The following is a 15,665-nucleotide window of genomic DNA, read 5'->3' on the forward strand; positions in this document are numbered from 1 at the left end:
CTTATTTCGCTTTGGTTATTTCAAGCGGTTTTGCCAATGATACATGACGAATATCTACTTTTACAGCTACATTTACCTCAACATTTTTAAAAATTTCCTTCCATTTCGGATACATTTCATGCCACTTTTCTTTGTGCTGACTGTGAAGTACGCGGCCTAAACCAATAAAATCTATTTGATCATTTTTTGCCGTTATTATTGTAGATTGTATATCCTTTGCAATGGCTGTTTCCATCGCCTTCTCAAGTTCATTCAATTTTTGTATATCATTAAAATTAGTATCACATGATTGCTCAGTAATGTTGGCGCTTACATTTACTTTAACTGTAAAGCTTGGCACTCCACTTTGCATATGGCTTTTCAGGGATGTCTTAGCTTTTTTAATTTCCAGTGTTACAGGTTTATAGTCATAGGGACAATTGACAACCATTATAGAATCTTTCATTTGGTTTTTAATCCATAAAAGTCCTCTTGTCTGTTCTTCCTTCAATGCACCAGATACCTTACCACCATCAAAAACATATGCGCCGCTTGTTTTTAAAAAATGTGGTAATTTTGACTTATCAAGAATAATTCTTGAAGTTACCGGACCTACATTAGGATCAAGATAGTCTTCAAGAAAATCTTTAAGCATTATCATGTAAGACTTACCATTTAAACTTCTATTTTCAATTATTTTTTCCAAATATATAGATGGATCTTTTTCCGTTTCAGGTACAATATCAATAACCTTTGCCGCCTCACCCGGTGTAACTGCTACTAAAGCTCTCAAACGTATTTCGGGATTTCTGCTAAAAAAATCAAATATTTCTAAGGTATTACTTCTTGCCAAATCTTCACTTATAACTATTACTTTAATATGAGACCAAAAAATACGACGGGATGATATTGAAGACATATTACGTATTGCCTCAAAGATTGTTTTGCCCGTACTTGAAATTATCCAATAAGGTTTAGCCTTTTGGCTGGCAGAACCTGATGGTGTCTTACTGTAAGTATCAGGACTTGCAATTTGTGCTGTCACTTTAAATCCATTATCAGTTTTATCCAAGCCTATACTTAATACAAAAACAAGTTCATCAATTTCTCTAGCATCCCAACACCCAGTCTGCAAAAGTGAAAATATAATAACTAACACACAAGCTATTTTCCTCTTCATCCGTATTTCTCCTTTCACTTTAAAACAGAGTTATTTATTGTCGCTTTTTTCGTTGGAATCTGTTTTGAATTCAGGTTTTGCATTGTGCCTCATCCTTCTAAATCCTTTACGAGCAATATAACTTGGAAGCCAATTCATTTTCCACCATGGAGGTCTTACCATAATGTCTTTGTTCCCATTTTTACCTGCTGATGTAAAAGGCTCCAAATAACTGACCCCAAAAGAACGCAGGCTATTTAAATGAATAACTATTATACTTAATCCTGCTAAAATACCAGGCAAACCGAGTACCGCAGCCAGTATCATAAGCGGAAACCTTAGCAATCGTCCTGAAATTGAGGCATTAAAGGCTGGAATAGCAAAAGAACTTATTCCTGTTAAAGCTACAACAATTACCATTGCCTGTGAAACAATTCCGGCCTGAACTGCAGCCTGACCTATAACAAGACCACCTACTATGCTCACCGCTTGACCTGCCTGCCTTGGTAAGCGCAGACCTGCCTCCCTTAAAATTTCAAATGTAGCTTCCATCATAAATGCTTCTCCTATACTAGGAAAAGGTACGCCCTCACGAGAAGCTGCAATTGACAAGGCCAGTGTAGTAGGAATCATTTCCTGATGAAAGCTTGTTAAAGCAATATACGTTGCAGGAAGAATAACCGAAATAAAATAAGCACTGATTCTAACAAACCTTGTAAGTGTTCCTATTGGAAATCGTTCATAATAGTCATCTGTTGATTGAATAAACTGAAAAAAAATTGTAGGAACTATTAATACATAAGGAGTTGTATCTACAAGAATGGCCACGCGTCCCTCTAAAAGAGCTGCAGAAACCTTGTCAGGTCGTTCGCTGTGTTCTATCTGAGGAAATGGAGATAAAGGAGTATCTTCTATTAGTTCTTCAACATAACCGCTCTCAAGTATACCGTCAATTTTAATCCTCTCCAATCGACTTTTAACTTCATTTATTATCTCCTTCTTTGCTATACCTTCGAGATAGACTACTAATACCTTTGTTTTGGTTTTTGCACCTATTTTAAATGCTTCCATTCTTAAATCGGAACTTTTAATACGACGTCTTATTAAAGCAGTATTATTTTCAATGTTTTCTGTAAAACTATCCTTTGCTCCTCTCACTGAATTTTCACTGGTGGGTTCAGAAATAGCTCTATCTTTCCATCCAGAACTTCCTATTATAAGTGTCTTATCTATTTTGTCCAAAAGAAAAATTGTATTTCCACTAATTAATTCATTTACTATATTATTAACATCAGATTCTTCACTTACACAGATATTAGGTATACCATATCCTTCTATCCCTTGAAAAAGCTCAGCATTGTCTTTGACCCTGCTAAACCTTCCATTCGACATCAATGAACCTATAACTTGTTCATTAATGAGCTCTCTTTCAGCCAAGCCTTTAATCAAAATAACCGCTGCTTTTATTATTTGATTCTCTGTAATAATGGTAAACTCCCTAACTACTATATCACTGGCAAAACCCATTATTTCTTTTATTGTTTCAATATTAGAAGTTAAATCTAAGGAGAGTTTTATTTCCTGCGGTACTTCTTTTTCAGATTTTTTATCTTGTTTTAAAGCTCTATCTTTCTCCGCATTGTTGAAATGTTTTAAAAATGACACAGCAACCCCTCCTTTAGAATATAGTTACAAATTTAGTATGGTTAATATAGTTAAAATTATTCACACAACTAAATTCAGCAGCAATTATGGTGTAAAAAGTGTACTACCTACTTATAATAGATAGATTTCTAGCCAATCCCCCTATACACGACCCAAAACGTTACAGAAATGTTTATAGACTTGAGAGCTAAAAAAAACTTATGATATGATTTTAATAAGCAAAGGAAGTAGATAACATGAGTATTTTAACAGTTGAAAATATGAGCCACTCATTTGGTGATAGAGTAATATTTAAAAACGCAGCTTTTAGACTCTTAAGAGGAGAGCACATTGGTCTAATTGGCGCCAATGGAGAAGGCAAATCGACTTTTATGAAGATTATTACAGGTGAACTCCTGCCAGATGACGGCACAATTGAATGGAATAAAAAGTTTAGCATAGGTTATATGGATCAGCACGTCGATTTAAAAAGTGGAAACACTACCCTTACTACTTTAAAAGGTGCATTTTCAAAATTATTTGATATAGAGAAAAAAATCAATAACTTGTGTAATGAGCTCGGTACTATGGATAAAAATGAACTTGCAAAAGCCATTGATAAACTCTCAAACCTGCAAGAAATTTTAGACAAAAACGACTTTTACAGCATAAATACAAAAATACAGTCAACTGCTGCAGGCCTTGGAATTAGGGGACTTTTAGATAAAGATGTTTCGGCTTTAAGCGGAGGCCAAAGGACTAAAGTTTTACTTGCTAAGCTTCTACTAGAAACACCAGATATTTTGTTATTAGATGAACCTACTAATCATCTTGATGAAGAGCACATAGAATGGTTAAAAAATTATCTAATAAATTATGAAAATGCATTTATATTAATATCACATGATAATAGCTTTTTAAACGACGTAGTAAATATAGTTTATCATCTTGAGCATAAAATCTTAACAAGATATGCTGGGAATTACGATTATTTTCTAAAGCTTTATGAAATAAGAAAGCAGCAGCTTCAAATTGAATACAAAGAACAGCAAAATGAGATTGCAAAGCTTGAAAATTATATAAGAAAAAATAAAGTAAGAACTGCAACTGCAAAACAGGCAAAAGCAAGAGAAAAAAAGCTAAATAAAATTGAAAGAATAGAAATAAAAAAGAATACAATAAAACCTCATTTTAACTTTAAATGTGCTAAGATGCCAGAAAGCATAATTTTTAGGACTAACAATCTAGTTATCGGATACATCACTCCCTTAAGCAAACCTCTAAATCTAAAAATGAAAAGAGGAGAAAAAATTGCAATAACCGGAGCTAATGGTTTAGGAAAAACAACTCTCTTAAAAAGTCTGCTTGGGCTATTAGAACCTATAGATGGTCAGGTAACTTTAAGCGAATATACAAAAGTAGGATACTTTGAGCAAGAAATTGCAGAAAATAATACCAACACAGTTTTATATGACGTTTGGAATACCTTTCCTGACTTAACCCAAACTGAAGTTAGAAGCGATCTTGCTAAATGCGGATTAACGCGCCAACACATAGATAGCCCAATTAATATATTGAGTGGAGGAGAGCAAGCCAAGGTTAGATTATGCAAACTTATCAATAGACCTACTAATATATTAGTATTAGATGAGCCTACTAATCACTTAGATATCTACGCCAAAGATGAACTTAAGCGTGCTTTAAAAGAGTATGAAGGCAGTATAATTTTAGTATGCCATGAACCAGAATTTTACGAAGATATTGTGGCAAATGTATGGAATTGCGAAGATTGGACTATTAAAACACATTAAGAAGTTTATGTTCCAAAAATAATATAAAATCGCCAAATTTTATGCTTGGCGATTTTATTTTTACTTATAAGCTTTATTCATAATATCTATTGTTTCTTCAAGTGATAATGAATATGGATCTACCTCAAACAATCCACCCATTGTTGTACGGGCATTTTTTGCAAGTGCTGGAATTTCCTCTTTCGTAATTCCGTAGTCGGACATTTTAAGCTCACGTACGCCGCACTCTTCTTCAAGTTTAACAAGTGCTTTTACAAATGCCATAGGTCTTTTTTCTTCTGGAAGAGAAGAAACATCTATCCCCATAGCCTTGGCCATATCTATAAATTTATCAGGTGCCTTGGATGCAAAGAACGTATAGTATTCTTCTGACAGCATAATTAGTCCAGCACCATGTGGAAGCTTATTATGATTAGCGCTAAGAGCATGTTCCATTGAATGTTCAGAGGTACAGCTTGATGTAGATTCAACAAGCCCAGAAAGAGTATTTGCTAAAGCCACCTTAGTACGTGCCTCTATATTGCTGCCGTCTTTTACGCAGATAGGCAAATATTTAGCTATTAACTCAATACTTTTAAGAGCATAGGCATCACTAATTGGCGTTGCTATTTTTGCAATATAACCTTCAGTTGAATGAAAAAGTGCATCAAAGCCTTGATAAGCTGTTAAATTTTGAGGGACAGTTAGCATAAGCTCTGGATCAACTACAGAAAGCACTGGAAATGTATGTTCACAGCCAAAACCTATTTTCTCATTAGTATCCTCTTTTGTTATAACTGTCCATGGATCAGCTTCTGTACCTGTTCCTGCTGTCGTAGTTATTGCAACAATAGGGAGAGCTCCATTTTCTAAAGACTTTGCCTTTCCTGATCCACCAACTACATAATCCCAATAATCACCAGGATTTATTGCCATAACAGCAATACTCTTTGCAGAATCAATACTACTGCCACCACCAAGTCCTATTACAAAATCGCACTTTTCCTTCTTAGCAAGTTCTGCTCCCTCCATAACATGTGATTTTATAGGATTAGGTAAAATTTTATCAAACAAAACATATTTAATCGATTTATCAGTTAAAATTTTTTCTAAACGATCTAGATATCCATTTCTCTTCACAGAATTTCCTGAACTAATAACTATTAGTGCCTTCTTACCTGGAAGTTCTTCTTTCGTTAATTCATTTAATTTGCCAGGTCCAAATAAAATTTTTGTAGGAATAAAATAATTAAAATTCATAGCAAAGTACCTCCAATATAATAATATTATTTGTAAAAATATAATTTTAACCTTTTATGCAAGTACATATATAGTATAATAAGTTATATAATTACTATCAAGAATGCACTTTATTGATACATTGTATCATGTATGATACCACGTACATCTAAAAAAGAAAGGAAGGCAGTTTTAGTGAAGAGCTAATACTTATTACACACTTTCACTAAAAATAACTTATGAGCAATAAAAATGAAAAGCCAAAGGAAGCTATATGTGAACTTGAAGTAAGCTTTGGTGTTATGGGCGGCAAATGGAAGCCCTTAATTCTATGGTTCTTATGGAAATTTCACACTTTAAGATTTAGTCAACTACAACACTTAATACCTGATATAACCCATAAAATACTAACAAAGCAACTAAGGGAACTTGAAGAAAATGCGCTTATAGAAAGAAAAGTATACCCAGAAGTTCCACCAAAGGTCGAGTATTCTATTACTAAAAATGGCAAAGAAATAATTCCCATTCTTGATAAACTATGTGATTGGGCATACAAAAATAATTTTTTTGGATACAAACTAAAATATAATATATGTGACATATATATAAATGAATCATTATTAGATGATAATAACCTTTAACAAAATTTATTATTATCACTTTTATATAAACCATTTAAAGTGATAATCAAAAAAATCGCCGAGCTTTATAGTTTGGCGATTTCACTAAAATTAGCTTACCGGGAAATCCGTTTTTTTATAACTTATTTATCATACTAGCAGTATATGCTGCACCAAAGCCATTATCAATATTAACCACACTTACACCACTTGCACAGCTATTTAACATTGATAATAGAGCTGTAACTCCTCCAAGGCTTGTTCCGTAACCAACACTAGTTGGGACTGCAATAACTGGCTTATCCACAAGGCCTCCCACAACGCTGGCCAGCGCCCCTTCCATTCCTGCAATAACTATTACAACTTTAGCTCCCCTAATAACATCCAATCTTGCAAAAAGTCTATGGATGCCTGCGACTCCTACATCCACAACCTTAATAGCTTTATTCCCTAGTATTTTAGCAGTTTCATAGGCCTCCTCCACAACTGGCAAATCCGAAGTACCAGCAGCCACGATTGCAATATAACTATCTGTTAATGCTTGTTCCTTTTTCTTTATGGTTATTGTCCTCCCAAGTTCATTATACTCTGCTTCCTCACATATTTCTTTTACTGCTTCATACATTTCTTTGGTAGCTCTAGTTCCTAATATGTTATTGTTCTTTGCAAGCATAAACTTAACAATATCTCTAACCTGGTCTACCGTTTTTCCAGCACAATATATTACTTCTGGATAACCAACCCTCATTTCTCTATGGTTATCTATTTTAGCAAAACCTAAATCTTTAAAAGGCAAATCTTCTAGCTGCTCGAGAGCTTCTTCTACATTTATTTTATTATTTTTAACACCTTCCAATAAAACTTTAATTTCTTTTTTATTCACTAGCTTTCCCTCCTAAGATTTCTACTTGCTTTTCTAAAATTTTCATCTTTACCGATACTTTATCTAATTATTTCTTTTCTTCTGCAGAAAGAACTTCATTCATACTACCAGTTCTATATCCTAGGATATCTAAAGTAACATAAGTAAATCCTATCTTTTTAAACTTCTCTCCTATCTTATCCATTACGTGAACATCAAAAAATTTAGCCCTTTCCTCAGGAGAGACTTCAATTCTAGCTATTTCACCATGATGTCTTACTCTCACTTGTTTTATACCCATATCAATTAAAAACTGTTCTGCTTCCTCTACCATTTTAAGCTTTGGAATAGTTATTTTCTTTCCATAAGGAAATCTAGAAGATAGACATGCAAAGGATGGTTTATTCCAAGTTGGAAGTTCCAACTCTTTTGAAAGTTCTCTTATATCTGCTTTAGTAAGATTCGCTTCTTTAAGTGGACTTATTACTCCTAACTCTCTAGCTGCTTGCATTCCTGGTCTGTAATCACCGTTATCATCAAGGTTTGAGCCATCAAAAATATACTCCACCCCATTTTCCTTTGCTACTTTACCTATCTTTGTAAAAAGTTCTTTTTTGCAATAGTAACACCTATTTTTAGGATTGCTAGCAAATCCCTCTATATCTAACTCTTCTGAAGATATAATTAAATGCTTTACTCCCATATTCTTAGCATATTTAATTGCTTCATTTAATTCTCTCTCAGGATAAGTTGATGATGTAGCTGTAACTGCTATCATTTTATCACCTAATACCTCATGTGAAACCTTAACTAAAAATGTACTATCCACTCCACCTGAAAAAGCGATTGCTGCACTGCCCCTTCTTTTTATATTATCTTTTAATAATTGAAATTTCTCTTGTAATAGCATATTTGATTTCCTCCCCAACATTACTTTTTTTCATTAAAGTTTATCATTCTATATCCTTGTAGACCAATGATGCATATTTAAAACCACTTCTCCTATTTATTAACCGAAAATCACTCTTTACTCTGTTTTAGCGTTTCTCTATAAACTTCTGCAATAGTTATTCCATTTTCCCTTGCTACAATTCTGCATTCTTCATACTCTGGTTTGTATTTAATCAGTCTTCCTTTATAATAGCATTTCTTGATCGTGATATCTCCATACTTGGTTTTTACCCTCGAGAATTCTCTATGCAACATCGTCTTTTCAACCTTATATTTTCTTACACCTATTGAAGTAGTTTCTTCAAAAATAATATCCAAAATATTATCTTCACTTTTTTCATTAACAAGTACGCTTAACTTTATTGCTGGTCTTCCCTTTTTCATAATTATAGGTGTTTTAAATACATCTAAGGCACCCACCTCAAAAAGCTTTTCTTCTACATATCCATATAACTCTGGATTCATGTCATCTATGTTAGTTTCTATTATATACTGTTCTTCTATTTCCTTTCCAGCTCCTACCGTTCCCAAGTACACTCTTAAAACATTGGGAATTTCTAAATCTCTATGACCTATTCCATATCCAATCTTATCTACAGAAAAATCCACTTTAGCTGTAAACTCTTTAACATTAGCGGCTAAAATAGCTGCTCCTGTAGGTGTAGTTGTCTCGAAAGGTACTATTCCAGTATTAATTGGTATATCTTTTAATATTTCAACAGTTGCTGGAGCAGGGACCGGCATAACCCCATGAGCGCATTTAACAAAACCTCCTCCAACTTGAACAGGAGAAGCAATGATTTTATCCACATTTAAGTAACTTATTGCTATGGCTGCTCCCACAATATCCACAATTGAATCAACAGCTCCTACCTCATGAAAGTGAACTTCATATAAAGTTTTTCCGTGTACCTTTGCTTCTGCCTCTGCCACCTTCATAAATATATCTAAGCTTAATTTTTTAACTGCATCTCCTAGCGAACTTGAATTTATTATGTTTTCTACATCCTTTAAATTTCTATGATGATGGTGTTGTTCATGTTCATGGTCGTGATGATCGTGCTTCAATATAACATCTACCCTTGTTCCCGTTATCCCTAATTTTTCTGACTTTTCAATCTTCATTTCATATTCAGAATCCAAATTGAGCTTTGAAAGTTCGCTTAATATATATTCCTTAGGAACCCCTAAATCCATTAATGCTGATAAATTCATATCTCCACTTATACCGCAAAAACAATCGTAATACAGTACTTTCATTTCAATTCACTCCCTAAATTTATTTGCTTAACTTTCGTAATTTAAAAATAATGCGAAGTAATAACTAACTTTTTTCGCCTAAAAATAAGGCGAAAAAGCTAAGGGTGAAGTGTTTTAACTTGCGCTGCTTGTTAAAAGGTGAACTTTTTTACCTTCAGTAAAAAGCTAATGATGATTTTCCTACGTTTCTCTACGGAAAATCTTTAATTTAAATCAATAATTTTTCAGCAGCGGAGCGGAAGAAAAATCACCTTAACTTTTGGCTTTAGCCGAAAAATTCACCTTTGACGTGCAAAGCATCGTCAAACCCTTCACTTTTTACCAAAGGTAAAAAAGTTAGTCTTTTAACTAGCAAAGCGAGTTAAAACCTTTCACTATAGTTGCTTCGCAATCTTTATATAATATTACAATTTCTTAAAAATTCCTCATCCCTTATAATACTTTCATATTTACCATCTCTGACAATTCTATGGTCCTCAGAAAAGACAATAGCCCTATTGAAAACTCCCTTTATATACTCAAAATCGTGAGTGGCACATATTATAGTTTTACCGCTTTTATTTAAATCATGAAGCAACTCTCTTATAAATCTCTTTCCTTTTGGATCTATTCCATTCATGGGCTCGTCCAAAGTTATTACTTCTGGGTTCATAGCCAAAACACTAGCAATTGCAACTCTTTTCTTTTCTCCACCACTTAAATTATACGGATGTTCTTCCTTTAATTTATATATGTTAAGGAGCTCAAGGCAATCGCCTACTCTTTTATTTATTTCATTCTCTGGCAAACCCATTTGCATAAGTCCAAAAGCCACCTCCTCAAAAACAGTGGAACAAAAAAGTTGAGCATCAGAATTTTGAAAAACAAAACCCACCCTCTTATGAAATAGCTTTAAGTACTTAGTGTCTTTTAAAGCATTTTCATTTATTTCTGTCTTATCAAATGTGTACTTTCCCTTACTCGGAAAAATAATACCATTTAACAGCTTTAAAAAAGTGGATTTTCCGCTTCCGTTTGGCCCTATTACAGCTACAGCCTCCCCTTCTCTTATATTGACACCTACACTGTCGAGGGCCGTCTTATTTTTATATGTGAACGAAACATTTTCTAGCTTTATCATCAATATTCTTTAGCAAAGAATTAAAAAATTCTTACTAAAACTCACCTCATTTTTTATTCATTTTTCAGGCGCAATCATAAATTTTATCAATATTCCTTTAAAACATAACCCTCTATCTTAACGTTTTAAACAATATATAAATAAACCAACTAATGTCAGTGTTATTATCAAATAAAAACAATCTAATTTTCTAAATTTTAAATTAACTTTTGTGGTATATTCCCCCACAAATCCTCTGCATTCCATGGCTTGAAACATCTCTTCGCTCATCTTATAAGCTTTTATAAACAAATTCCCCATAATACCTGTAAGGTAATTATATTTGCTTGGAGCTTTACCAACAGATCTAAGCTTTAATGCATATAATAAATCAATTGAGTGCTCTCCAAGTAAAACTATGTACTTTATGGTTATATCCATTATCCATATGAATATATCTGGTACAAATAATAATTTTAAAGACTTACTAACTTCACTCCACTTAGTGGTATGTGACATTAGATTCATAAGCAGTATGGTTACTATTATTTTTTGAAACAGCATTAAACTGTTATAAATATTGCCATAAAGCATAGATGGTATTAAAGCAATCAAAGTTATAATAGGAAATATTAAGCTTCTACATAGTATCATTTTTATGATTTTCTTTTCCATGAATAAAAGGTTTGCTAAAGCATACATATCAATTACTAATAAATAGACCTGACTTCTTGAAAGTGATATACATATTATTAATACTATGGTGCTTAGAACCTTTAAAGTTGGATTTAATGAATATATTAACTTATCCCTACTTTTGCTTTGTCTGATAATTGAAAGTGTTTTTATCAAAGAAAAAATACTCTTTTCTATATATGTGCTTTTTTCTTCCTTGGGAACATAAGTATCCTTTACTGAAAGCCATTCTGGAATCATTTATTCTCCTTTTGTTTCCTATTAAAAATTATTTTTGCTAAAACTCTTATAACTGCTAGTATTAATACTACTCCTATTATTGCCGATGCTATATAACCGAAATACTCTCTCATATTTTGAATGCTGTAAGCTGCCATTGGTGAATTAAACTTCACTCCATTTTTCATCCCTTTAGGTACAAATCCCATTAATTTTTGAATTTCATCTGTTCCCCATTCTCCCCAAGCTGTTCCCTTTGCTAAAAGACCCAGTGGAGTTGCTAAAACAAGAATTCCTATTATAATATACAGTGCCTTTGCACTTTTAATTTTTTCATTATATATTATTTCTGGGGAAAACTTTTTTATATAACTATATGCTCCAACAGTTATTATTCCTTCTAAAATTCCAACTACCAATAAATGCGGCACCATCATAGCTGGAATAGATATATTTAGTCCATATGGACTGTACAGCGGTCTTCCAAGAGAATCTTTAAAAAGCAACGGCTGAACACCAAATTCAATTGCTGCAAATAAAGCTGCTGCATTAACAGAAATGTATGCTGCTAAAAAAGCGCCAAGGAATTCGCTCTTTTTGCTTTTAAATAGCCTTTTTATAATTTTAAATAAATAAAAAGCTGTGAAGGGCATTATAAAAGCCATATTAAAGCAATTTACCCCTATTGCTAAAATTCCTCCATCTCCAAAAAACAATGCTTGAATTACAAGAGCTATTGTAACTGCAAAGGTTGCTGAGTATGGTCCTAGTAGAATAGCTACAAGCGCTCCTCCAATAGCATGTCCTGTGGTTCCACCCGGAAGCGGTACATTGAACATCATAATCAAAAATGAAAAAGCTGCTGCCACCCCAAGAAGAGGCATCTTTTGTCTAGTCATTTCTTCTTTGACCTTTATGCTTGCTCTTCTCCATACTGGTACCATTACTGCTCCAAAAACCACACAAGTAGATGGACTTAAATAATTGTCTGGTATATGCACTTACTTAGCCCCCAATCAAAAGAAATTGCATAAAATTTTTAAATTAATAATATTACAAAACTTACAAGTGATTTTTGACAGGAGTAGAGAGTACAGTGAAGGTTGATTTTCCTCCTCTTTGCTGCTAAAAATCTATTACCTTGAAAAATTTTTCGTAGTTCTAATTGAGAAAATACCTTCGCTCTACTTTCTCCTCCTTACCTTTTACTCTATTTAATAAATAAAGCTTTAACGTTTTCTAATTCTTCACGAATTTTAATGCCTTGTGGACAAGCTTTTTCACACTTACCGCATTTTAAGCACTTATCCGCTCTTTCTGATGCAGCTACCCCATTATATATTCTCTTGAGTTCCACTTCCGTTTCTGGAGTAACAAACGTACTGTACTCATTATAGCAAGAAAAGTTCTTAGGAATGTTAACTCCTCCTGGACAAGGCATACAGTATTCACAGCCTGTACAGTTAACTTTTATTCTTTCTTTAAATGCATCTTTAACCTCATTAATTATTTTAAGTTCCTTTTCTGTTAGCGAATTAGGTGCAGCATCACTTGCAGTTTTTATGTTTTCTTCAACATTTTCTTTAATACCCATACCACTTAAAACTACAGATACTTCTGGATGATTCCATACCCACCTAAGTCCCCATTCTGCTGGAGATCGCTTAACATCTGCTTTATCAAAAGCATTTTTAGCCTTTTCTGGAAGGTTTGCAGCTATTCTACCACCTCTAAGTGGTTCCATGATAACAACGCCCAAGCCTTTACTTGCTGCATACCTAAGTCCTTCTGTTCCTGCTTGATTATTTTCATCTAAGTAATTGTATTGAATTTGGCAGAAAGACCAATTATATGAATCAACTATTTCCTTGAATGCATCCACTTTATCGTGGAAGGAAAATCCTGCATATCTTATTCTTCCATCTTTTATTGCTGAATCTAAAAATTCAGTTACTCCTAATTTTTTTAAATTTGCCCAGCGCTCTGCGCTTAAAGCATGTAATAAATAAAAATCTATTCTGTCAGTTTGAAGACGTTCTAATTGCCTATTTAGATATTTGTCCATATCTTCTCTAGTTTTAATTAACCAGCTAGGAAGTTTTGTAGCCAAATTAACTTTTTCTCTATATCCGTCCTTTAGAACTCTACCTACAAATGGTTCGCTTTGTCCTCCTTCTTCTCCTCCAGTACCATGATAAGGATATGCTGTGTCTATATAATTAACCCCTTCATCAATCGCATTACGAATAATTTCTGTAGCTTTTTTCTCATCAATTTTGGTACCATCCCCATCGATAACAGGAAGTCTCATGCAACCAAAACCTAATTCTGAAACTTTTTCATTTGTTTTTCCCAAAGTTCTATACAACATAGTAATTCCTCCCTAAATATTAAATAATCGTTTATACTTTTACTAATATATTAAATTTAAACCTTATAGTATGTCAACTAAATAATTAATCAGATTAAAATCCCTCCTTATTATAATTACTTTTTTTATTTCAATTTACAGTATAATTATCAGTATAATTATTAACAAGAATGCACTTTATTGATACATGGTATCATTTATGATACTAAAGAAATATTTTACTTGTATTAATTTATAATTATCATTATAATTAGCACTAATATAGGAGGTTGTGAAAAAAGGTATTCTATAGGTTTTACTACACCACGCATAAAGCACTATGGGCGGCCCGTAAAAAAGAATACCTACATTTTTCACATCCTGCTATAGCTACCTAACAAGAGGTGAATTTGATGAAGATAAAAAGAATATCATTGTTTGCACTAATCTTAACTTTGCTATTTACGTTCGGCTGCAGCAAAAGCATAACTCTAAAAAAAAATAATCAAAACCGAGCTAATAATATCCATAAGCAGCCAATAGATCCAGTTAAGCAAAAATTAAATAACATGACTCTTGATGAAAAAATAGGTCAATTGATTATAGCGGGCATAGATGACTATACAAATAACGAACATTCAAAAGCCTTAATAAATAGTTATCATGTAGGAGGGTTTATTTTATTTGGTCGAAACATTAAAAATGCTGATCAACTATTAGAGCTAATTAATTCCTTAAAAGAAATCAATTCATCAAATAATAAAATTCCTATACTCCTTGGAGTTGATGAGGAAGGCGGCAGAGTTTCAAGAATGCCTTCAGAATTTGTAAGGCTACCATCCAATGGAGCTATTGGTCAGGTTAATAATTCAAACTTTTCTTATAAAATTGGAGAAATACTAGGTCAAGAAATTAAATCCTTTGGACTAAATGTGGATTTTGCTCCTGTTCTGGATGTGAACAGTAACCCTAAAAATCCTGTTATAGGTGATAGGTCCTTTGGCTCTACTCCTTCTTTAGTTTCTAAATTAGGACTACAAACAATGAAAGGAATACAATCACAAAACATTATACCTGTAGTAAAGCATTTTCCGGGACATGGAGATACCTCAATTGATTCACATGTTGGACTTCCTATAGTATACAATGATATGAAAAGATTGAACAGTTTAGAACTTATCCCATTTTCTGATGCAATCCAAAATGGAGCAGACATGGTAATGGTAGCTCATATACTTCTACCTAAAATTGATTCTAATAATCCTGCTTCATTTTCAAAAACCATTATTACGGATATACTTAGAAAAAGCATGAATTTTAATGGTGTTGTAATTACTGATGACATGACAATGGGAGCAATTGTCAAAAATTACAACATAGGAGAAGCTTCTGTAAACTCACTTAATGCTGGTTCAGATATTATTTTGGTTTGTCACGACTTTGATAAAGAAGTTACTGTTTTAAATGCCATAAAAAATTCAGTTGCCAAGGGTACTCTTTCTGAGGAATCTATTAATGAAAAAGTATATAGAATTTTAAAACTTAAGGAAAAATACAATTTAAAAGATACTAAAACAGCCTCCATTAATGTACAGGAGATTAATAATAAGATAAATAATTTGCTAGGCAATTATATGAAATGAGGCACGGGGTTGGAATTCAATCCTATTATCCTTCCATAACTAAATAAATGAGCCCCGCGTTCTTGATTTCTGCTTACTTTTTATTTTGCCTGTTGCTTAAACAGTGCTTGCTTTTAGTTCTAGAAGGATAATGGGCTCCGCCCAAACCCCGCGT

Annotated in this window: 13 protein-coding genes; 3 read left to right on the plus strand and 10 right to left on the minus strand. The window is 33.1% G+C overall.

What is annotated here, in order from left to right; translation table 11 throughout:
* Window position 1 precedes the first annotated feature (1 nt).
* Together LQK79_RS13365 and LQK79_RS13370 are read right to left on the minus strand one after the other, a co-directional pair.
* Window positions 2-1,159, minus strand: coding sequence for a Ger(x)C family spore germination protein (locus LQK79_RS13365; protein WP_231016857.1), 1,158 nt, complete (start codon window positions 1,157-1,159; stop codon window positions 2-4).
* 30 nt (window positions 1,160-1,189) lie between these two features.
* Complete coding sequence (locus tag LQK79_RS13370; RefSeq protein WP_231016858.1) at window positions 1,190-2,803, minus strand: spore germination protein; 1,614 nt, start codon at window positions 2,801-2,803, stop codon at window positions 1,190-1,192.
* 236 nt (window positions 2,804-3,039) lie between these two features.
* Here LQK79_RS13370 and LQK79_RS13375 point away from each other — a divergent pair, with 236 nt between their 5' ends.
* Entirely contained in the window at window positions 3,040-4,593 is a 1,554-nt protein-coding gene (locus LQK79_RS13375; RefSeq protein ID WP_231016859.1) for an ABC-F family ATP-binding cassette domain-containing protein, read from the plus strand.
* A gap of 60 nt (window positions 4,594-4,653) precedes the next feature.
* Here LQK79_RS13375 and LQK79_RS13380 read toward each other — a convergent pair whose 3' ends face one another.
* A complete protein-coding gene (locus LQK79_RS13380) occupies window positions 4,654-5,832 on the minus strand; it encodes an iron-containing alcohol dehydrogenase (RefSeq protein ID WP_053242874.1) in 1,179 nt (392 codons plus the stop codon).
* A 218-nt stretch (window positions 5,833-6,050) separates the two neighbouring features.
* On the opposite strand from LQK79_RS13380, the gene LQK79_RS13385 reads away from it, so the two are divergent.
* A complete protein-coding gene (locus LQK79_RS13385) occupies window positions 6,051-6,452 on the plus strand; it encodes a winged helix-turn-helix transcriptional regulator (RefSeq protein ID WP_231016860.1) in 402 nt (133 codons plus the stop codon).
* Between the two features lie 115 nt (window positions 6,453-6,567).
* Here LQK79_RS13385 and larB read toward each other — a convergent pair whose 3' ends face one another.
* From larB to LQK79_RS13420, 7 genes are all read right to left on the minus strand, one after another.
* A complete protein-coding gene (gene larB, locus LQK79_RS13390) occupies window positions 6,568-7,314 on the minus strand; it encodes a nickel pincer cofactor biosynthesis protein LarB (protein WP_231016861.1) in 747 nt (248 codons plus the stop codon).
* Window positions 7,315-7,381: 67 nt separating this feature from the next.
* Window positions 7,382-8,203, minus strand: a complete 822-nt coding sequence (gene larE / locus LQK79_RS13395) for an ATP-dependent sacrificial sulfur transferase LarE (RefSeq protein WP_053242872.1) — start codon at window positions 8,201-8,203, stop codon at window positions 7,382-7,384.
* 110 nt (window positions 8,204-8,313) lie between these two features.
* Entirely contained in the window at window positions 8,314-9,504 is a 1,191-nt protein-coding gene (gene larC, locus LQK79_RS13400) for a nickel pincer cofactor biosynthesis protein LarC (RefSeq protein ID WP_231016862.1), read from the minus strand.
* A gap of 394 nt (window positions 9,505-9,898) precedes the next feature.
* Window positions 9,899-10,624 (minus strand): energy-coupling factor ABC transporter ATP-binding protein, encoded by a 726-nt coding sequence (locus LQK79_RS13405; protein ID WP_053243480.1) that lies wholly within the window; start codon window positions 10,622-10,624, stop codon window positions 9,899-9,901.
* Window positions 10,625-10,741: 117 nt separating this feature from the next.
* Window positions 10,742-11,539 (minus strand): energy-coupling factor transporter transmembrane component T, encoded by a 798-nt coding sequence (locus LQK79_RS13410; RefSeq protein WP_053243481.1) that lies wholly within the window; start codon window positions 11,537-11,539, stop codon window positions 10,742-10,744.
* Window positions 11,536-12,519 (minus strand): cobalt transporter CbiM, encoded by a 984-nt coding sequence (gene cbiM / locus LQK79_RS13415; RefSeq protein WP_053243482.1) that lies wholly within the window; start codon window positions 12,517-12,519, stop codon window positions 11,536-11,538. The genes LQK79_RS13410 and cbiM overlap by 4 nt, the downstream gene beginning before the upstream one ends.
* A gap of 209 nt (window positions 12,520-12,728) precedes the next feature.
* A complete protein-coding gene (locus LQK79_RS13420) occupies window positions 12,729-13,889 on the minus strand; it encodes an aldo/keto reductase (protein WP_053243483.1) in 1,161 nt (386 codons plus the stop codon).
* Between the two features lie 392 nt (window positions 13,890-14,281).
* Here LQK79_RS13420 and nagZ point away from each other — a divergent pair, with 392 nt between their 5' ends.
* On the plus strand, window positions 14,282-15,511 hold the full coding sequence (gene nagZ / locus LQK79_RS13425; protein WP_231016863.1) for a beta-N-acetylhexosaminidase: 1,230 nt from the start codon (window positions 14,282-14,284) through the stop codon (window positions 15,509-15,511).
* Window positions 15,512-15,665 lie beyond the last annotated feature (154 nt).

Origin of the sequence: Clostridium guangxiense, from assembly GCF_021043395.1 — a bacterium.
GTDB classification, from domain to species: domain Bacteria; phylum Bacillota; class Clostridia; order Clostridiales; family Clostridiaceae; genus Clostridium_S; species Clostridium_S guangxiense.